The sequence below is a fragment of the Mesorhizobium sp. WSM4809 genome, assembly GCF_055811655.1.
Genome location: NZ_JBVVQW010000001.1, coordinates 669,566 through 688,846, shown reverse-complemented (window position 1 = coordinate 688,846; position 19,281 = coordinate 669,566). Strand labels below are relative to the sequence as shown.

The following is a 19,281-nucleotide window of genomic DNA, read 5'->3' as shown; positions in this document are numbered from 1 at the left end:
TCATGCTCAAAACTGCCTTCCTGACGCTGCTTTCGCTTGCCATAGCCATCGTCGGCGGTGGCGGCAGCGTCTGGTATGCGCTGAAAATCCAGGATGGCGTCGGCGCCATCAGGATCGGCCAATGGACGGCCTTTCCCGATATCGGCACACCGGCCGCCGATCCCTATTCCAAGGCCCGCGTGGCGCGCGAGGGTGTGCTTGCGCTCGGCCGCGCCGAGGGGCTGTCCTTCGTCGCCGAGCGAGACGCGGCCGGCGCCGAGCTCAAGCGCGAATGCACCTACACAATCGAGGGTGATTTTCCGACGGCACGGTTCTGGACGCTTTATGCCGCCGACCAGTCGCTCGGCGTGGTCGAAACCGGCAAACCCCGGCTGGCGGCGCTGCAATCCTACGGGGTGGTGCGCCAGCCCGACAATTCGGTGATCATTTCAGCCGGCCATCACCCGATGCCGGGCAATTGGCTGCTGACAGACGGCTTCGGCAGGATGTATTTCGTGCTGACCTTCTACGACACGCCAATCGCCAGCAGCACCGGCCTGTCGGACGTCTCGCTGCCGCATATCGTCAAGGTCGGCTGCAATGCGTAGTTTTTACGCTGCGATGCGCGGACTTCTGCATGCCGTCCTGCTCGGTCTGCTCGGCGCCGGCATCGTGCACATCGCCGTGCTGCTGCTGGTGCCCGAGTTTTCCGAACGCGATGCCTGGTCGCGGCTGTCCATGGCGTCGGATCTGTACAAGATGACGCGGCTCGATGCCGAGGCCGGTGGCGCGCCCGTGGTGAAATCCGTCGACCCGCTGTTTTACGCGACGGCCTGCCGGTTCGATCTGGGCGAAGGCATGGTCCGCGTCAAGGCACCTGGGCATGTCCCGTTCTGGTCGGTGTCGGTCTATGACCGCAGCGGCCACAACATCTATTCCTTCAACGACCACACAGCGACCGGCGGCGTTCTGGATGCCGTCGTGCTGACGCCGGCGCAGATGATCGACGTGCGCAAGGATCTTCCAGAGGATCTTCAAGGAGCGATTTTCGTCGAAGCGCCGATCGAGGAAGGCATCTTCGTCATCCGCGCCTTCGTGCCCGACAGCAGCTGGAAGCCGATCGTGTCGCGCTTCTTCGAACAGAGTTCCTGCGAGTTGCAGGACTTCTAGAGCGTGTCGCGTCTGAACGGATTCAGGCGACCCGCTTTGGATCTTTGTTTTTGTGCATGTCGTTCTCCCAAAACCGAGGTCACTTTTGGGCGACATGCACTAGACATGATCCCGGACCAAAGGTCCGTGGCCGCCGAAACTCAGTGGTGCGGGACCGGTTTTGGTCCAGGCGAACCCGGCTTGTCGGGATCGACCGGCCGCACTTCGCCGGCATGCGGCCGCTCGTAGCGGATGCCGGGAAAGATGATCACCGCTGCCGGCATTTCGGCGGTTTGCTTTACTCTGGTGTTTGGTGCCGTACGCGGCACGAAAGACAGTACCATGCCCATGGTTCGCGCATTCCTCTCGGTTTCCCCGGAGCACAACGCAACGCCTCCAAATGTCATTAAGGCCGGCAGAGGGTTAACGGAACGCTAACGGATCGTCGCTAACTTGAACTTTGTTCTTGGCACTCTCGGAACCGACACGGTCCCGGTCGAGCGTCGTCAAGGTTGTGTCGAGTACGGGCGTATCCTTCGTGTCATCTTCGGACTTCAGGCAAATCGCGGTGCGAAAAGACTCGGGAAAGGCCGAAAGGCTGTTCCGCGCCGCGGTGTCGGCATTCTGCTCGCTCACTCGCCCTTCACGCCGCGAGATCGGTCAACTCGAAGACCTGACGCTGCCGCTGTTCAATGACGTGTCCGTCGAATCTCGCCGTTACGTGGCAGCCGCCCTTTCCGAATGCGAATACGCCCCCGCCGCCCTGGTGCGCCGCCTTTGCGAGGAACCGGTCGACATTGCCGCGCCGCTGCTCATCCGCTCACGCGCCGTCAGCGACATCGATCTCATCGCGCTGATCGGGCGACATGGCCTGCCGCATGCGCGTGCCATCGCGCGCCGCAAGAGTTTGAACCCGACCATCGCTGATCTGATCAGGGCCCTCGAGAGGCCAACCCTGGTGCGCGCGCCGCAACCGGATGCGAATGCCGCCGCGGCAGACAAGATCGCGCCAGCGAGCACGGAAACCGCCTCTGACGAGCCCGCCCGGGAACAGGCACTCGGCATCGCGGCTGAGAATGCACGGCGCAGGCTGCGCTCGATGATGCGCACGGGCGACGAGGCGGCAGCGACGAACGCCGATCCTTTCAAGGGCGCCGACACCTATGTGAAATTGCGCGAGACAGCGCTGACGGGAAACGCCGCGTTCTTCCAGACCGCGCTCGCCGATGCACTCGACATCGATTTCGAGATCGCGCGATCGCTCACCGCCAACCAGAATTATGCCTCGCTGCTTGCCGCCTTGCGCTCGCTCGACCTCAGCGAAGACAGGGCCTTCCTGATCACGGTTGCCATCTATCCCGGCCAGTTCCCGCATCCGCAGGCTATCCGCACCTTCCTCGACCGTTACCGGCTGCTGCATCGTGAAGCGGCCCAGGACAAGATGCGGTCGTGGAGAGCGGAAACCCTTTCAAGGGTGGTTCGCGGCGCAGCACCTGCCAACGGCGATACACGCACCGCCTTGAACAGCGACGATGCGGCGGCTTCGTCCGGCCTCAGGGCGTCTTCACGGAAATAAGCTCCTCGACGGGCACGGTGCCGGCCTCGATCTCGACCACCCAGATGTCGGGATCGAATTTTTTCTCCCTTTCCAGCCTGGCGTCGAGCACCACGGCATCGTCGCCTGCTCCGAGCAGAGTGAAAAACCGGTCGTCGGGCTTGGCCGAATCATAGCTTGTCTGCGGCGCCGGCCCGAACAGGGCAACCTCACCCAGCCTGCCCCGCGCCAGCACGAACACAGCGCCGGCCTCGGTCGCGCCGCGCTTGACCACGGCGGCAAATCCACCGGCGCTGAAAACCCGGCGCAACAGGGCCGAGACCCACAGATCCGATGTGACGCGCATGAGAGAGCTCCCGAAACTGCCGGTTCTCTATCGATATTTCCGCCGCTGGGCGAGCCGTCGTTTCAGCCGTCAGTTGGTCAGGCCGATCTCGCGCATCTTGACGTAGACGATCTCATCGGGCTCGCCGGTCTGCGGCAGCCCGAACAGCGACTGGAATTCCTTGATCGCCGCCTTGGTGCGCGCGCCGACGACACCATCCAGCTGCATGTCGTCATTGCCGAACGCCTTGAGCCCGGCCTGGATCTTGACGATGCGGGCATCGGGCGCTTGCGTCTCGGCATCCGCCTGCCCGGAATTTGTCTGTCCTGAACCTGTCTGCAAAGACACCGGAACGGCGGCCGGCATATCCGGGCGCGGCTGCGGCCTGGGTACGACGGAAGCGGTTTTCGGCGTCGCGCCCAGTTGATCGAGCAGAAGCGCATCGATCTCGCCGGACGCGTTGAGCCCGACCTTCTGCTGATAGTCCTGGATAGCCTTGCGGGTGTTGGGTCCGGAAATGCCGTCGACCGTTCCCGAATAGAAATCAAGATCCTTCAATATGCCTTGCACCTGCTCGACAACCGGATCGCCCTTGATCGGTGCCGGCGCGCCGGATGGCCGCACGATGTTGAACGTCGTTTCCGGCTCGTCGGGCGCCGCGTGCGGAAAGCCCGCAATGCTGCGGGTCGCGAAGAATGCGCCGGCATGCGGGAAAGGCTGGTACCACAAGGCATTCGCAGAGACGTAGAACAGCGTCACCAGGAATGCCGTCGAGCCGCCCACCAGGACAGGGTTGCGCGAGATCATTCCGCCGACGGCGACAGCGCCGTCCTGAAAGGCGTTGCTGCGGCGCTTGACCGCCTTAGCCTGTTTTGCGGAGCGAGCCATTTCTGTCCCCTTTCGCCATCGCTACAGGCATGGTCAGCACGCCGGCCTTCTCCGCCTGATGTCCCTTCGGTCCGTTCACCGGCAGGCTGATGGTCACCGTGGTGCCCTCGCCCGGCATGCTTTCGATGGACATCGTGCCTTCGTGCAGCGCCACAAGGCCCTTGACCAGTGAAAGGCCAAGACCAGTCCCCTCGAAACGGCGGGTATAGTCGTTCTGGATCTGCATGAAGGGCTTGCCGAGATTGGCGAAATCCTCCTCGGCGATGCCGATGCCGGTATCCCTGACCCAGAAATGCAGGCGCGAACCGATCCGCTTGGCACCGACGACGACGTCGCCGCCGTCGGGGGTGAACTTGATCGCATTGGAGACCAGGTTGATCAGCATCTGCTGCACCGCGCGCTGGTCGGCATTGATGTCGCCGGCGTCCGGCGCGATCTGCGCCCGCAGATCGATGTTCTTGGCCTGCGCCTGCAACTGCATCATCGACTGGCACATGTCGACCGCTTCCGCGAACCGGAACGGCTCCGGCTCGGTCGCATAAACGCCCGATTCAATCCTGGACACGTCGAGTATCGAGGTTACGACGGCGAGCAGATGCTGGCCCGAATCCCTCACCAGGCCGACATATTCCTTCTGGCGCGGATCCTTGAAGCCGCCGAACATCTCATGCAGCAGCATATCCGAGAAGCCGATGATGGCATTCAACGGCGTGCGCAGTTCGTGGCTGACCACCGCCAGGAAGCGGCCCTTCGCCACTTCGGCGGATGCGGCCGCCTCATTGGCCGCCGCGAGATCCTCGCGCAACCGGGCGATCTCGTCATTCTCGCGCAGGACGAGCGTAAAGACGTCACCCTGTTCCTCACCGCGCACCAGATCAAGCGAGAACGGGCGGTAATTGTCGGCCGTCAGGCTATTGCCGTTCTGAGGCAGGCGGATGCGCAATTCGAGCCGGCGCGACAGCGCACCGTCGCGCATGTCGGCCATTGCGCTGAGATAGGAAACGCGATCCGACAGATGGACGCGATCGAAGAGGCCGTTTCCAGACAGCAGTTCGGGCGGCAGTTTCAAAAGCGTGCGCGCTTTCGGCGACGCGTCCAGGACCTCGCCATGGCGGGCGACCCGCAAGACCACCGCATCGATGATTTCTTCGAGCCGGTCGGCAGTGTCGACCACAGCCGCGTCGGCCGTGTTTTGAAACGCCGATGCACGCGGCATCAGCGTAAGCGCCCACGCCAACGGCACCAGCCAGTGCCACGCCGCGATCTGCGCTCCTGCGAACGGAAATACGGTTCCAGCCAAAGGCTGAGCCAGGATGGCGACAGCGGCCGACACGGCTCCCCACAGTGCTGCACGTCGCGAGCCGCCGATCCACCAGGCTTCGAAAGGCAGCGCCAGGACAAGCATGGCGACAGGCGAACTCAGCCCGCCCGCGGCGGCAATGAGACTGCCGAGAGAAATGCCGGCCAGCATCAGGGCGAGCCCACTCGCCATCGCCATCTTGCCGGTCGCCGCCACCAGCAAGGCGACGAACCAGCACAGGCCAAAGGCGGCGAAGATGGCGGCCATGGTGACGGCAACGCCCATGCCTGAAGTGACCAGGGTGACCGCGGCGCCGGCGGCAAAGAAAGGAGCGGCGAGCATGACGCCGATGAAACGGCGCTGGCGCTCGCGGTCGCTCCGCCCAAGGATGGACGGATGGACCATACGTTCGCAACCGGCAGAAATCGCGCCAGGCAATTCAACGTATCTGGCCTTGATTGAACTCAACTCAACGCACTCGCACTTGTCGTGGACAGCTCTGCTTTGCAGATGGTTCTGGTTGGCTTTGAAACTGGCATCCAGCGTTTAAGGAATGGATAAGGCAAGGCCGACCAAGGCCCTGGCCTGCGGCAAATATCGGGATGCCGGCCGCCGAAAGCACGGGCAAATGCAGCCATAGTAAACGGAGAGTTATCCGGCGACGGCACCTATCGGACAGGCGCACACGGCACCCGGACTTCCACATTCCAAGAAAAATACAGGAAAATCATGGGGATGTATGGTTATTTGTTGTTAAGGAAAATCACTGGCAATTGAGACAAATCGATCGCAGAACGCTTCGTCTCGAATTTGCCTAAAATTTGAGGAAAATTCTCTCTTTGCCCGCAAGCCGTCCTTTGCGCCTGTGTGCCAAGATCCTGCCTACAAAAGAGGTCATGCCATATGGATGCATGATCCGGTCACGACGAGAGGGCAAGGGCATGGTCTTCCTCATAAGAATGGCTTTCTGGTTTTCGCTGGTGCTGCTGGCGCTGCCGCTGGCTGTCGGCCCCGATGAATCGGGCCGCGAAAGCGTCGGGCCGATCCAGGCCTTGTTTGCGGCACGCGAAGCGGTTGGCGATATCGCCGGCATTTGCGAACGCAAGCCCGATGTCTGCGAGACTGGCAAGTCGGCAATGCACACCATCACCGCCCGCGCCCAGGAGACCGCCAAGATCGCGGCAGCGATGATGGACGACAAGTCCGCCGCCGGCCCCGACACGGCGACGATGACCGGCAGCCTGCCCGAAGAAATCGTCTTGCCCGAGACCGTCAACCTGCCGCCTCAGAATTAAGCCGTTTCGACGGCGCACCGCGGGCTGTCTGCCCTCTCGACGCCCGCGGTGTCCTTGTTTTTTCCGTGACGCGGCGCCGCCGCGTGACTATATCCGGCATTATGACCACCACGATCCAGACGATCCGCGACGATTTTTCGTTCCTCGAGGAATGGGAAGACCGCTATCGCTATGTCATCGAACTCGGCGAGGCGCTGCCGCCATTTCCCGACGAGCAGCGCAGCGCCGCCAACAAGGTGCCGGGATGCGTCAGTCAGGTCTGGTTGACCACCGAACGCGGGGCTGGAGCCGACCCAGTCATCACCTTCACGGGCGATTCGGACGCTCACATCGTGCGTGGACTGGTTGCGATCATACTTGCGCTGTTTTCCGGCAGGACCGCCAGCGAAATCCAGCAGACCGATGCGGAAGCGACAGCGAAAGAACTCGGCCTCGACGAACATCTGTCGCCGCAGCGCGCCAACGGCCTTCGCTCGATGGTCAAGCGCATCAAGCGCGACGCCGAGGCAGCGCTCAAGCAGACCGCCTGACACCTTCATACCGGATCCGCGCCTCGCGGCGCAAAAATCAAACGGCGCCCGAAGGCGCCGTTGATGTCGATCCGATCTGGCTTATTTTGACGCAATTCCCAAGGGAGAGCTCTATGCGCTTTCCCGGGAAAACCGTTTCACTTTTTCTTGAATTGCTCTGGCAGCGATTACCGCGCTTTGCGCTTGCGGCCGAGGCCCATCTTCTTGGCAAGCTGTGACCGGGCAGCCGCATAGTTGGGTGCAACCATCGGATAGGTCGGGTCAAGGTTCCACTTTTCGCGATACTGGTCCGGTGTCAGGTCATAGTGGGTCATCAAATGGCGCTTCAGCGACTTGAACTTCTTGCCGTCTTCAAGGCAGACGATGTAGTCGTCATGAACCGACCGCTTCGGGTTGACCGCCGGCTTCTGCTTGTCGGCAGGCGGCTGTTCGGCGGTTCCGCCCACACGCCCGAGCGCAGCATGGACATCGGATATCAGGTTCGGCAATTCGCCGACCGGCACGGGATTGTTACTGACATAGGCGGCCACCACATCGGCGGTCAATTCGATCAGCGCATCGCTGTTTCTGGAAGGTGTTTCGACAATATCCATGGTCTTCGGGCCCCAACAAGAGTTACATCGATCTGCGCCCTTTTTTACAAGCAGGGCATCGCACGAATTTTGTGCAGGTAGAGTTTCTACGATTCGTGTCGCGGGCACATCAATGAGCGCCCAGACCAAGTAAGTCAATTCGGCCCTTACGCTATATTGAGCGATATTGATCAATTATTCCGCGATCAGCTTCAATCTTTCGTGCATTGTGTAATTTATCGATATTTCGCGCGCTCGCCGGCAACGGCTGACGCAACGTCAGCTCGCCGTTACATTCGCGGCATCTCACGAAATGGGTTTTAATGTTTGATTTTGCTTAGCTATCGTCGGGCAATATTGGTTGTTCATATTTGTCCGCAAAACCACAGGTTGCCGTGGTCATACGCAAGCAATCAGGCGACATGCCTGTCATCCGGCGGATCGGCTGATTGCTGCCGGATCAATCAATGCGGCGTGATGTATTTGCCATACGCCCAGCCGGTGACGAATTTGCCGTTCTGGGCCGGATCATGCCAGACTTCGCACCAGCGAAAACGAATCTTTTGTTCCTGCTTCCATGCCGGCTGGTTGGCGATGTCGAGCAGGTTTATTCCGCCGGTGCATCGCCCGGTCATCTGCAGAACGGTCCCGTTCGGATATGCGGCCTGCTTCTGGGATGCGCCCGAAGGGTATTTGCGCACATTGAGCGTGTCGCCGAACGGCACATTGGCCACTTGCCAAGCCGCGAATACGGTCGCATGAGACTGGCCGGCAAAGGCCAGAGTTAGTGAAGCAACGGCGAAAGCCGCAGCAGTCCGAGACCAAATAGTCATCATCTCTCCTCCCGGCTCATCTCCTGGAGCCGACACAATCCATACGCTCCGGCTCTTGAACCTGCCCTGATCGGCGTGTTCATTCGCCGTTCAAGATATTCTCCATTCGAGATGGTCCATTCAAGATACTGGCCCATTGAAGATACTGGCAAAGCGAGACGCAATGACCAAGACATCCATATTTCCGATCGTCAGCCCGCCAACGCCCGAGAAGCGGCCGGTTTCCGACACGCATCATGGCATCACGCGAACCGACGACTATGCCTGGCTGCGGGCCGACAACTGGCAGGAAATGTTTCGCGACCCGTCATTGCTCGATACCGGGATCCGCGCAGAACTCGAGGCGGAGAATGCCTACCAGTCAAAGCTGATGGCCGACACGGTCGAACTGCAAAAGCAGCTTTTCAAGGAGATGAAGGGCCGTATCAAGGAAGACGATTCTTCCGTGCCGATGAAGGATGGGCCCTATGCCTATGGCTCGTCCTTCAAACTTGGTGGCGAGCAGCCGCGCTATTTCCGCATGCCGCGAGACGGCGGTGCCGAGCATATCCTGCTCGATGGTGACGCGGAGGCCGCGGGCAAGGCCTATTTCCGTCTTGGCGGCGTCGACCATTCGGCCGACCACGCAAGGCTGCTGTGGGCATTCGACGACAAGGGCTCCGAATTCTACACGCTTCGCGTGCGTGACCTTGCCGACGGCAGGGAACTTGCGGACCAGATCCCCGACACCGGCGGTTCAGGTGTCTGGAACGCCGGCAATGACGGCTTCTTCTATACACGTCTCGATCCCAACCACCGCCCGTCGAAGGTGCTGTTCCATGCGCTTGGCGACAGCCCGCAAAGCGACCGGCTGATCTATGAGGAAACCGATCCCGGCTTCTTCATGAATGTCGACGGCACCCGCAACAACGAGTGGATCATGATCGGCATCAACGATCACGAGACCTCGGAATACCGCCTGATGCGCGCCGACGATCCGTTTGCCGAACCGAAACTGGTGTCGCAGCGCGAGATTGGCCTTCAGTACGAGTTGGAAGAAGGCGGCGATATCTTCTTCATCCTGACCAATGCCGACGGCGCCAAGGACTTCAAGATCATGACGGCACCAGCGGGCGATCCCGTGCGCGCCAACTGGCAGGAACTGGTGCCGCACGAGCCCGGCCGGCTGATCCTGTCGGTGATCGGCTTCAGGGACCACATGGTTCGGCTCGAACGCAAGGAAGGCCTGCCGCGCATTGTGGTGCGCGACCGCACCAGCGGCGAGGAGCATCTTCTGTCCCTCGACGAGGAGGCCTTCTCGCTCGGCCTGTCGGGTTCCTATGAGTACGACACCGAGATCATGCGCTTTTCCTACTCGTCGATGACGACGCCGGCCCAGGTGTTCGACTACAATATGCGCACCCGCGAGCGGGTATTGCTGAAGACCCAGGAAGTGCCGTCCGGCCATGATGCGGACCACTATGTCACGCGGCGGCTGATGGCGCCGGCCAGCGATGGCGAACTGGTGCCGATCTCGCTTTTGCACCATCGCGACACGCCGCTGGACGGATCCGCACCTTGCCTGCTTTACGGCTACGGCTCCTATGGCATCACCGTGCCCGCCGCCTTCAACACCAACTGGTTCTCGCTGGTCGACCGTGGCTTCGTCTTCGCCATCGCCCACGTTCGCGGCGGCAAGGACAAGGGCTATGGCTGGTACGATGACGGCAAGCGGGAGCACAAGATGAACACGTTCACCGATTTCATCGCCGTCGCGCGCCATCTGGTGACGGAGCGTTACACGGCGCATGACCGTATCGTCGCCCAGGGCGGTTCGGCCGGCGGCATGCTGATGGGTGCCGTCGCCAACATGGCGCCGGATTGTTTTGGCGGCATCGTCGCCGAGGTTCCCTTCGTCGATGTCCTCACCACCATGCTCGATGCGACCCTGCCGCTGACGCCGCCGGAATGGCCCGAATGGGGCAACCCGATCGCGTCCGCCGACGACTACCGGACCATTGCCGCCTACTCGCCCTATGACAATGTCGCTGATCACGACTATCCGCCGATCCTGGCGCTGGCCGGTCTCACCGATCCGCGCGTCACCTATTGGGAACCGGCCAAATGGGTGGCCCGGCTGCGCGACCGCAAGAGCGGGGACAATCCGGTTCTGTTCAAGATCAACATGGATTCCGGCCATGCCGGTGCCTCCGGCCGGTTTTCGCGGCTGGAGGAGATCGCCTACACCTATTCCTTCGCGCTGAAGGTGATGGGTAAGGCGCAGCCTACGGGAGAAATCGACCGATGATCGATCTCGCTACACTGATTGCTTATGTCGCGGTTGTGCTCGGCTTCGTCTTCATCCCCGGCCCGGCCACGCTCTTTACCATAGCGCGGGCAACGAGTTCCGGAACCAAGGTTGGCATCGCGACCGGCGCCGGGATCGCTGTCGGCGACATCTTTCACACCGTCATGGCCATGATCGGCATATCGGCGATCATCGCCGCATCGGCGACGCTGTTCAGCGTCATAAAGTACATCGGCGCGGCCTACCTGGTTTATCTCGGCATTCGCGCGATCATGGAGAAAACACCAGGCGGCCCGGCTGCCGGCGCGCTTGCGATCTCTGCCGGGAAGGCGTTTCGACAGGCTGTCCTGACCGAAGTGCTCAACCCCAAGACCGCTCTGTTCTTCCTTGCCTTCCTGCCTCAGTTCGTGCGGCCTGAAAACGGGACGGTGATGCTTCAGATGACCGTGTTGGGGGCCATCTTCGTCGTACTGGGCCTTTTCAGCACGGTCGTCTTTGCCGTGAGCGCTGGCCGGCTCGGCACGTTCCTGCGCCGAAATCCGTCGGTGTTACGATGGCAGGGCAAAGTTGTCGGCGGCATCTACTGCGCTTTGGGCGTCCGTCTGGCGCTGCAGCAACGCTGACTCCAGACGATGATCGACGCGCCTTCCGAAGAGGCTGCGTGATCAGGGCTTTTTAGGTTCCCGTTGCTCATTTTCACTCGCAATTGCGATGACCGCGCGCTACCCAGTGCGCGGTTTTTCCCGGCCCGACAGCCTCCAATCGCGTAAAGGTCCATTATGCTGCTCGTCGACGTCTATCTCGACAAATCGCCTATCCAGGGAATCGGCGTCTTTGCCAAGAACCACATTCCTCGCGGCACTCTGATCTGGAAGCTGGACCCAAGGTTCGATCGGCTCATCGAGGTCGAGACTTATGAACGTGCGGCCGGTCCGGTGAAGAGCTATCTCGATCGCTACTCCTATCCCGACCGCCGCGATCCGAACTACATCGTCTTCGAAGCCGACGACGCGCGCTACATGAACCATGCCGACGAGCCGAACTGCGACGTCTCCTCACCGGAGGAGAGCTTTGCGCTGCGCGACATCGCGCCTGGCGAAGAGCTGACCTGCAACTACAACCATTTCTTCGAGACGGGTTTCGATTTTCTCGGCGACCGCCACCTGTCTGAAGACTCGGTCTAGTTTGCCGTCTTCTTGCGGGCCGGATAGCCGTTTGGATGCGCCGGTATCGCCTTCAGATAGGCGGCGATGGCCGCACGGTCCTGCGGCGTCAGTTCGGCCATGTTCCGTTGGACATCGACCATGGCCCCGCCGACCGAATCGAAATCGGGCGTGAAGCCGGTTTCGAGATAGTTGGCGATATCGGCCTCCGACCATTCGGCGAGACCGCCCTCGCCCGATGTGATGTTCGGCACGACGCCATTGCCTTCGGCGGCCACGGCGCCCGCCATCCACTCGTTCTTCTTCGTGCCGCCCGCAGGATCGCGCGGCGTGTGGCATTCGCCGCAATGGCCCGGACCCTCGACCAGGTAGCGGCCTGCCATCACCGGATCAGGCGTGCCTTCGGGGAAGGCAACAACCGGCTGGTCGCTGAGATAGAGCAATTTCCACAGGCCGATGCCGCGGCGGACATTGAAGGGGAAATCGAGCGAATTGCCCGCTGCCTTGCCGGCGACGGACGGCAACGTCTTCAAGAAGGCATAGAGATCGCCAATGTCAGCCGGATTCATGCGCGCGTAGGATGCATAGGGAAACGCCGGATAGAAATGCTCACCAGAAGGCGACACGCCCTTCAGCATGGCAGTGGCGAGGTCCTCGACAGACCATGCGCCGATACCGTCCCTGGGATCTTGCGAAATGTTGGGCGGCACGAAGGTTCCGAACGGCGTCTTGAGTTCAAGGCCACCCACGAGTTGAAGCCGGGCGTCGCCCTGTGAGCCCGGCTTTGCATGGCAGGATGTGCAACCGCCGGCATAAAAGATGCGCTTGCCCCTGGCTGCGTCGCCAGGACCGAGCTTGGCCAGGGTTTCCCTGTCGAGCCTCACCGGCGCCGACAGGACCCACCCGGCAACCGCGCCGACGCCGCCCAGAATGACGACGGCGCCGACAAGTTTCTTCAGCCATGCCATGGCTGGTGATCAGCCCTTCTTGATTCTGTAGCCTTGATGGCAGGTGCCGCAATCCGAGCCGATAGCGCCGACTTGCGCCTTCAGCGCGTCGGCATCGGCGGGAGCCGCAGCGACCGCGGCCTTCACGTCTGCGAGATATTTGTCCTCGGCTGCGTTGAAGCCAGCCATGTCTTGCCAGATCTTCGGCGAGGCCGTGGTATCGCCGGTGTCGCTGCCGGCCGGAAACAGCGCATCGGCATCGAATTTTTCCGCATTCGCCTGCAACGCCTGAAGTTGCGTCAGCACAGCCGCGGCATCAAAGGGCTCCTCGCCCTTGACAACTTTCGACAGGCCGCCGACGATCTTTCCACGTTCCTTCATCAGTGCCTGCCGGTCGAGGACCGGGTCGGCAAAAGCCGCCGAGGCCGCGAGTGCGAGCATAGAGATGGCGATAACAAGCTTTCTCATTCAATTGGCTCCATGATGAAGGCATTTCGGGACAGGACGTTAACGGATGCCGTAGGAGGAAAATTCCCTCCCCGGACGACTTTTGCCAGACCTTTGCTTTTTATGGGACACTGAAAAAGAAAAGCCCCGGGTGATACCGGGGCTTCCTGGAAATCGATCACTTCGCCTTTTCGTACAATTCAAGGACATGGTCCCAGTTGATCAGGCTGTCGACGAACGCCTCGAGATATTTCGGCCGGGCGTTGCGATAGTCGATGTAATAGGAATGCTCCCAGACATCGACCCCGAGGATCGGCGACGCGCCATGGACGAGCGGGTTCTCGCCGTTCGGCGTCTTCGAGATCGCCAGCTTGCCATCCTTGACGGAAACCCAGGCCCAGCCGGAACCGAACTGGGTCGTGCCGGCGGCAATGAAGTCGGCCTTGAACTTGTCATAGCCACCGAGATCGCTATCAACTGCCTTCTGCAAGGCGCCCGGCAGCTTGTTGCCGCCGCCGCCTTTCTTCATCCACTTCCAGAAATGGATATGGTTGTAGTGCTGGGCGGCATTGTTGAAGAGGCCGGCATTCTTGCCGAACGACTGCTTGACCACCTCTTCGACCGACAGATCACCCAAGCCTGCCTCGGCGGCGAGCTTGTTTCCGTTATCGACATACGCCTTGTGGTGCTTGTCGTGGTGATATTCCAGCGTCTCTTTCGACATGTAAGGCTGCAAGGCCTCATAGTCGTAAGGCAGAGCGGGCAATTCAAAGGCCATGGATAGTACTCCCTCGTGGAAAAATCCGGTGTCGATACCGGAGTAAGATAGGTCTGGAATGGATTGGGACAACTCCGGATGAAGCGTCGGTCGCCTTTTTATCCGCTCAAGCAGCGGAAGTCGAATGCGCCCAATCCCAATAGAGTTCGCGCGCCTTTTTGGCCACCGGCCCGGGTTGCAGATTGCGATCCTCGATACGCGTGACCGGCACGACCTTGGAATGGTTCCCGGTCGAAAAAATTTCGTCCGCTTCGAGGAAATCGCGCACCGACAGCGTCTTTTCCGTGGTCTTGAACCCATACTCGCCAAGCAGCGTTATCGTGCGCGAGCGGGTGATGCCGGACAGGAAGGTGCCGTTCGGCGCCGGTGTAAAGACATGACCGTCCTTGACCAGGAAGATGTTCGAGGTCCCGGTCTCGGCAACGTTGCCCAGCATGTCGAGCACCATTGCGTTGTCGAAGCCGCGCATCTTGGCTTCGAGAATGGCCCGGCCGTTGTTGGGGTAAAGGCAGCCGGCCTTGGCGTTGGTCGGCATGGTTTCGATGGTCGGACGCCGGAACGGCGACACGGTCACCGAAAAGCCAGTCGCCGGAATCATCGGCGATTCATAGAGGCAAAGGCAAAAGCGGGTAGACGCCGGATCGGCCGGGACGCCCATATAGCCGCCATGCTCGGCCCAGTACATCGGCCTGATATAGACCGCCGTCTTGCCGTCGAACTTCTTCAACCCGTCCCATGTCAGCCCGACGATCTTGTCGGCGCTCATGTTCGGCTTCAGGCCGAGTGCGATCGCCGAAGAATTCACCCTGGCGGCATGGAGGTCGAGATCCGGCGCCACGCCTTCGAACCAGCGGCCACCGTCGAACACGCTGGTGCCGAGCCACATGGCGTGGCTGCGCGGCCCCAGAATGGCGACGTTGCCCTCGTGCCAATCACCATCGACGAAAGTCCATGTCGCGGATTGCGCCGCAGCCGCCAGTGTCATCGTGTGGTCCCGCCTCAATCGGTCTCGTGTGACGGCCATTGGAAGATGCTTTGGCGGGCGCCGTCAACCGGCACATGGAGTTTTGTTGAGGCCAGTGCCGGGGCGCAATGCAATCAAAGCTTGCACCTTGTCGCACCTGCCCTCAAAACTGTTGTCATGCAATACGCCGCCTATGTCTTCGACGCCTATGGCACGCTGTTCGACGTGCATGCCGCCGTGCGTCGTCATGCCGACCGGATCGGGCCGGACGGCCAATTGTTGTCCGAGATCTGGCGCGCCAAGCAGCTCGAATATTCCTGGGTGCGCACGCTGATGGGCGCCTATGCCGATTTCTGGCAACTGACCGAACAGGCGCTCGATTTCGCCTTGCGCAAGGTTCCCTCGGCCGACCCCGGTCTCAAGGCGATATTGCTGGATGCCTACTGGCGGCTGGATTGCTATCCGGAAGTGCCGGCCGTGCTCAAGGCGCTCAAGGCTTCGGGAGCGAGGCTGGCGATCCTGTCCAACGGCTCGCCCGAAATGCTGCAGGCGGCGGTCAAATCCGCCGCGCTCGACCAGGTTCTGGATGACATCTATTCCGTCGATAGGGTGCGGCGCTTCAAGACCGACCCGGCGGTCTACGACATGGTCGCCACCGGCTGGCGCCTCTACCCCGGCGCGGTTTCCTTTCAGTCGTCCAATCGCTGGGACATTGCTGGCGCCACCAAATTCGGTTTTCGCACTGTGTGGATCAACCGCTCCAACCAGCCCGAAGAATACCGGGATTTCCCACCGGCCCTTATCCTGCCGTCGCTCGAAGCCCTTGTGCCCGGCAGCTAGAAAACCTGTGTCTCTGGCGCCACAGTAGCAGCCTGGTCACAGCTTCGCCTTTGTTTGCCCACGTTCGGGCCAGAATCGGAACCGCCTATCGCCCCAGGTGTTGTCAGGCACCCGCGCAACTGTCGGCGAATTCACGTTTTGTTGCGATTTGAGACTTAAAGAAGGCAACCATGTCCATAACCGAAATCGAATCTTTTCGCCTGAGCCGTCGCGGCTTTCTCAACGCCGCAGCCTTGGGCGCCGCTTCGATCGCGGTTTCCGCATGCGCCACCACCGGGCCGGGTCCGGTCGAGCCGCCGCCACCAACCTATGTCGAGCCGCCTCTGGCCGATTATGTGACGATGTACGCCGCTGTCAGCGACGGCGGCTTCGATTTGCCGGCCATCCCCGTCGACAAGATCGATCCGCAGTTCCTGCGTCAGATCGTTCCCGACCCGACGGGACAGAAGCCGGGAACCATAGTCGTCGATACCACCGGCCACTTCCTTTATCTGGTTCGTCCGGGCGGTCAGGCGATACGCTACGGTGTCGGCCTTGGCCGTGCCGGCTTCGAATGGTCCGGCGACGCCGTCGTTCAGTGGAAGCAGAAATGGCCGAAGTGGACGCCGCCGGATGAAATGATCGCCCGTCAGCCGGAATTGAAGCCCTATAGCGCCGACAATGGCGGCATGCCCGGCGGCCTGAAGAACCCGCTCGGCGCACGCGCGCTCTATCTGTTCCAGGGCAATGTCGACACGCTTTATCGTCTGCACGGCTCGCCGGAGTGGCGGTCGATCGGCAAGTCGGTGTCGTCAGGCTGCGTGCGACTGATGAACCAGGACATTATCGACCTCTATGATCGCGTGCCCTCGAAGACTCCGGTCGTCGTGACCAGCGACGCCAGCCAACCCATGGTGGCGACGGCCAACCGACAGGCGATCCCGATCGACGCCGGCGTGCCGGACGGATCGGTGCTGCTTGGACCGGTCAAGGCGATCACGAATTCGATTTTCTGATCAGGCGAAGGAGCGGCGGTTGCGACGCTCCTTCACCGGATTGTCTCTCTGAAACGGAAACGATTCTGCGTCGGCGGAGACCGGTCTGTCGCGTGGCGTCCCACTGCGATATTCTGGGGTGATGAAACTCAGCCAGAGCATACGGTTCTGCACGTCCGAGGACGGTACCCGCATCGCTGTCGCATCGTGCGGGGAAGGCAAGGTGATCGTTCGGGCGGCGCACTGGCTGAGCCATGTCGACTATGATCTCGCAAGCCCGGTTTGGCGGCCATGGCTCCAGGCCCTTTCGGCCCACAACCAGTTTGTTCGCTACGATCCACGCGGCTGCGGTCTGTCGGATCGCCATGTCGCCGACCTCTCGATCGAAGCGTGGCACGCAGACCTGGACGCCGTGACGGCGACCATTGAGCAGCCAAGTTTCGTTCTGCTCGGTCTTTCGCAAGGCGGCGCTCTCAGCATCGCCTATGCGCTGCGGCATCCTGAGCGGGTGTCGCATCTGGTGCTGCTGAATGCCTATGGCCAAGGTGCGAGAGTTCGAGCACACACCGAGGCCGAGCGGTTGGAAGCCGAAACACTCGTCAATTTCGTGCGCATCGGCTGGGGACGTGAAAATCCTGCGTTCTGCCAGTTCTTCACCAACCTTTTCATTCCCAACGGGACACAAGAACAGCATCGCTGGTGGGGCGATCTTGAGCGCGTGACGGCAAGCGCCGACGTAGCCGCCCGCCTGCTCTGGCAGATGCAAGGGATCGACGTCCTCGACCTCGCGGTAAAACTCCGCGTCCCGACGTTGATCGCGCACAGCCGCGGGGACATGCGCGTGCCGTTCGATGAAGGCTGCAAGCTTGCCGCAGCGATCCCTGGAGCCCGCTTCCTGCCGCTTGAAAGCAAAAATCACGTTCTCCTGCCGACCGAGCCAGCCTGGAAGGTGTTCCAGGATGAACTCGATGCCTTCCTCGGACATGAGCGGCCCAGGCAGCCACGCGCAATCCGAGAGGCTGGCCTGACACCTGCAGAGGCGGCGCTTCTTGATCTGGTCAAACAGGGACTGGACAACCGCGCGATCGCGCAGCGCTTGAGCAAGAGCGTGAAGACCGTGCGCAATCAACTGTCGATGACCTTCAGCAAGCTCGGCGTCCACAGCCGATCGCAGGCAATCGTGATGACGCTCTCCGACAGAGAACGAGCGCCCCAGCCCGATTGAGTTCCTCGCAGACCACAAACAAGGGACTTCTGTCCCTATTTGCGTTCGCTTTCACTTCCCCCACGGGACCGCTGCATCATGCCCATCATCAGAGGGGGGCTCATCCTCGGAATCGACGGAACGACAAGCCGTCGTCCGAAGATCAGGAGGAACCCGACATGACGCAACTCAATGAAACCAAGCTCAATGAACTGGTAGGCCGCGTTCTGGCAGACCTTGGTGGTGCAGTCAGCGTGCCGCTGGTTCGGATCGGAGATGCGCTGGGTCTCTACAAAACGCTCAAGGAAATCGGCCCTGCGAAGGCCGACGAACTTGCCGATGCTGCAGGATGCGCGCGTCGCTACGTTCGTGAATGGCTGTCGGCGCAGGCGGCGTCCGGCTACGTGTACTATGAACATGGACGGTTTTCGCTGACGCCCGAGCAGTCATTCGTATTTGCCGAATCCGACAGCCCGGTCCATCTGATTGGCGGGTTCGACACCGCGGCTGCTATGGTCGAGAACCAGCCAAAAGTGGAATCGGCTTTCAAGACCGGGCGAGGCGTTGCCTGGGGCGATCAGGCAGGGTGTCTGTTTTGCGCCGTGTCACGTCTGTTTCGGCCGGGTTATGTCAATGCCCTGGTGAAGGACTGGCTGCCGGCGCTTGACGGTGTCGTAGCCAAGTTGAAGGCAGGGGCATCGGTGGCCGACGTTGGGTGTGGGCACGGTCTGTCGACGATCCTGATGGCGCAGGCGTTCCCCGCCTCCCGCTTCATAGGTTACGACTTCCATCCAGCCTCGATTGCCGCCGCGACCGCGCATGCCCGGTCGTACGGACTGACGAACCTGAGTTTCGAGGTCGGCCGGGCGCAAGATTTTGGCGGGCGTGACTTCGATCTGATCACCTGCTTCGACTGCCTACACGATATGGGCGACCCAAAGGCCGCGGCGGTGCATATTCGCAAATCGCTAAAAGAGGGCGGCACCTGGATGGTTGTCGAACCAATGGCGGGAGATACTCTGGAGGAAAATATCAATCCCGTCGGACGGCTGTACTACTCGGCCTCGACAATGATCTGCGTTCCCACATCACTGGCACAGGAGACAGGCCTCGCGCTCGGCGCTCAAGCAGGAGAGAACCGGCTGACGGAGGTGATCCGGTCAGGTGGGTTCTCTCGCGTCCGGCGGGCCGCCCAGACCCCACTCAACATGGTGCTCGAAGCGACCTGACGCAGAAAAGGTCGGTTCAGGC

Annotated in this window: 22 protein-coding genes; 12 read left to right on the top strand and 10 right to left on the bottom strand. The window is 61.2% G+C overall.

Annotated elements, in window-relative coordinates; translation table 11 throughout:
- The first annotated feature begins 2 nt into the window (after positions 1-2).
- Together AC0L24_RS03060 and AC0L24_RS03055 are read left to right on the top strand one after the other, a co-directional pair.
- On the top strand, positions 3-587 hold the full coding sequence (locus AC0L24_RS03060; protein ID WP_127321659.1) for a DUF1214 domain-containing protein: 585 nt from the start codon (positions 3-5) through the stop codon (positions 585-587).
- Complete coding sequence (locus AC0L24_RS03055) at positions 580-1,149, top strand: DUF1254 domain-containing protein (protein WP_127271883.1); 570 nt, start codon at positions 580-582, stop codon at positions 1,147-1,149. The genes AC0L24_RS03060 and AC0L24_RS03055 overlap by 8 nt, the downstream gene beginning before the upstream one ends.
- 140 nt (positions 1,150-1,289) lie before the next feature.
- On the opposite strand, the gene AC0L24_RS03050 is transcribed toward AC0L24_RS03055, so the two are convergent.
- Positions 1,290-1,478 (bottom strand): hypothetical protein, encoded by a 189-nt coding sequence (locus tag AC0L24_RS03050; RefSeq protein WP_127272037.1) that lies wholly within the window; start codon positions 1,476-1,478, stop codon positions 1,290-1,292.
- A gap of 188 nt (positions 1,479-1,666) precedes the next feature.
- On the opposite strand from AC0L24_RS03050, the gene AC0L24_RS03045 reads away from it, so the two are divergent.
- On the top strand, positions 1,667-2,704 hold the full coding sequence (locus AC0L24_RS03045; protein WP_127810931.1) for a hypothetical protein: 1,038 nt from the start codon (positions 1,667-1,669) through the stop codon (positions 2,702-2,704).
- On the opposite strand, the gene AC0L24_RS03040 is transcribed toward AC0L24_RS03045, so the two are convergent.
- The 3 genes from AC0L24_RS03040 to AC0L24_RS03030 all read right to left on the bottom strand — a co-directional run bounded on the left by AC0L24_RS03040 (position 2,682) and on the right by AC0L24_RS03030 (position 5,601).
- Positions 2,682-3,029 (bottom strand): DUF1491 family protein, encoded by a 348-nt coding sequence (locus AC0L24_RS03040; protein WP_127810932.1) that lies wholly within the window; start codon positions 3,027-3,029, stop codon positions 2,682-2,684. The two genes, AC0L24_RS03045 and AC0L24_RS03040, sit on opposite strands and share 23 nt — an antisense overlap.
- Before the next feature lie 69 nt (positions 3,030-3,098).
- Complete coding sequence (locus tag AC0L24_RS03035) at positions 3,099-3,896, bottom strand: peptidoglycan-binding domain-containing protein (protein WP_127268164.1); 798 nt, start codon at positions 3,894-3,896, stop codon at positions 3,099-3,101.
- Positions 3,871-5,601, bottom strand: coding sequence for an ATP-binding protein (locus AC0L24_RS03030; protein WP_127810933.1), 1,731 nt, complete (start codon positions 5,599-5,601; stop codon positions 3,871-3,873). The genes AC0L24_RS03035 and AC0L24_RS03030 overlap by 26 nt, the downstream gene beginning before the upstream one ends.
- A 536-nt stretch (positions 5,602-6,137) precedes the next feature.
- Here AC0L24_RS03030 and AC0L24_RS03025 point away from each other — a divergent pair.
- Complete coding sequence (locus tag AC0L24_RS03025; RefSeq protein WP_127810934.1) at positions 6,138-6,491, top strand: DUF5330 domain-containing protein; 354 nt, start codon at positions 6,138-6,140, stop codon at positions 6,489-6,491.
- Between the two features lie 101 nt (positions 6,492-6,592).
- Positions 6,593-7,021, top strand: coding sequence for a SufE family protein (locus AC0L24_RS03020; protein ID WP_127395284.1), 429 nt, complete (start codon positions 6,593-6,595; stop codon positions 7,019-7,021).
- Between the two features lie 167 nt (positions 7,022-7,188).
- Here AC0L24_RS03020 and AC0L24_RS03015 read toward each other — a convergent pair whose 3' ends face one another.
- Both AC0L24_RS03015 and AC0L24_RS03010 read right to left on the bottom strand, forming a co-directional pair.
- On the bottom strand, positions 7,189-7,614 hold the full coding sequence (locus AC0L24_RS03015; RefSeq protein ID WP_013532660.1) for a Ros/MucR family transcriptional regulator: 426 nt from the start codon (positions 7,612-7,614) through the stop codon (positions 7,189-7,191).
- Between the two features lie 443 nt (positions 7,615-8,057).
- Positions 8,058-8,426 carry an SH3 domain-containing protein gene (locus AC0L24_RS03010; protein ID WP_127268166.1) on the bottom strand — a complete coding sequence of 123 codons (369 nt, stop codon included), beginning with the start codon at positions 8,424-8,426 and terminating at the stop codon, positions 8,058-8,060.
- A gap of 163 nt (positions 8,427-8,589) precedes the next feature.
- On the opposite strand from AC0L24_RS03010, the gene AC0L24_RS03005 reads away from it, so the two are divergent.
- The 3 genes from AC0L24_RS03005 (at position 8,590) to AC0L24_RS02995 (ending at position 11,897) form a co-directional block, all read left to right on the top strand.
- Positions 8,590-10,713 (top strand): S9 family peptidase, encoded by a 2,124-nt coding sequence (locus AC0L24_RS03005; RefSeq protein ID WP_127810935.1) that lies wholly within the window; start codon positions 8,590-8,592, stop codon positions 10,711-10,713.
- Positions 10,710-11,336 (top strand): LysE family translocator, encoded by a 627-nt coding sequence (locus AC0L24_RS03000; RefSeq protein ID WP_127395277.1) that lies wholly within the window; start codon positions 10,710-10,712, stop codon positions 11,334-11,336. The genes AC0L24_RS03005 and AC0L24_RS03000 overlap by 4 nt, the downstream gene beginning before the upstream one ends.
- A 156-nt stretch (positions 11,337-11,492) precedes the next feature.
- Positions 11,493-11,897: an SET domain-containing protein gene (locus AC0L24_RS02995; RefSeq protein ID WP_127321379.1), complete on the top strand. Its 405-nt coding sequence runs from the start codon at positions 11,493-11,495 to the stop codon at positions 11,895-11,897.
- Here AC0L24_RS02995 and AC0L24_RS02990 read toward each other — a convergent pair.
- From AC0L24_RS02990 to AC0L24_RS02975, 4 genes are all read right to left on the bottom strand, one after another.
- Positions 11,894-12,844 (bottom strand): cytochrome c, encoded by a 951-nt coding sequence (locus tag AC0L24_RS02990; RefSeq protein ID WP_127810936.1) that lies wholly within the window; start codon positions 12,842-12,844, stop codon positions 11,894-11,896. The two genes, AC0L24_RS02995 and AC0L24_RS02990, sit on opposite strands and share 4 nt — an antisense overlap.
- Before the next feature lie 9 nt (positions 12,845-12,853).
- A complete protein-coding gene (locus tag AC0L24_RS02985) occupies positions 12,854-13,291 on the bottom strand; it encodes a c-type cytochrome (protein WP_127269954.1) in 438 nt (145 codons plus the stop codon).
- 157 nt (positions 13,292-13,448) lie between these two features.
- Positions 13,449-14,048, bottom strand: a complete 600-nt coding sequence (locus tag AC0L24_RS02980; protein ID WP_013532667.1) for a superoxide dismutase — start codon at positions 14,046-14,048, stop codon at positions 13,449-13,451.
- A 106-nt stretch (positions 14,049-14,154) separates the two neighbouring features.
- Positions 14,155-15,033, bottom strand: coding sequence for a branched-chain amino acid aminotransferase (locus tag AC0L24_RS02975; protein WP_127269956.1), 879 nt, complete (start codon positions 15,031-15,033; stop codon positions 14,155-14,157).
- 156 nt (positions 15,034-15,189) lie between these two features.
- On the opposite strand from AC0L24_RS02975, the gene AC0L24_RS02970 reads away from it, so the two are divergent.
- The 4 genes from AC0L24_RS02970 to AC0L24_RS02955 all read left to right on the top strand — a co-directional run bounded on the left by AC0L24_RS02970 (position 15,190) and on the right by AC0L24_RS02955 (position 19,259).
- Positions 15,190-15,852: a haloacid dehalogenase type II gene (locus AC0L24_RS02970; RefSeq protein ID WP_027035819.1), complete on the top strand. Its 663-nt coding sequence runs from the start codon at positions 15,190-15,192 to the stop codon at positions 15,850-15,852.
- 170 nt (positions 15,853-16,022) lie between these two features.
- Positions 16,023-16,847 carry a L,D-transpeptidase gene (locus AC0L24_RS02965; protein WP_127269960.1) on the top strand — a complete coding sequence of 275 codons (825 nt, stop codon included), beginning with the start codon at positions 16,023-16,025 and terminating at the stop codon, positions 16,845-16,847.
- Between the two features lie 121 nt (positions 16,848-16,968).
- Entirely contained in the window at positions 16,969-18,051 is a 1,083-nt protein-coding gene (locus tag AC0L24_RS02960; RefSeq protein WP_127810938.1) for an alpha/beta fold hydrolase, read from the top strand.
- Positions 18,052-18,209: 158 nt separating this feature from the next.
- Positions 18,210-19,259 carry a class I SAM-dependent methyltransferase gene (locus AC0L24_RS02955; RefSeq protein ID WP_127810939.1) on the top strand — a complete coding sequence of 350 codons (1,050 nt, stop codon included), beginning with the start codon at positions 18,210-18,212 and terminating at the stop codon, positions 19,257-19,259.
- The last annotated feature ends 22 nt before the right edge of the window (positions 19,260-19,281 follow it).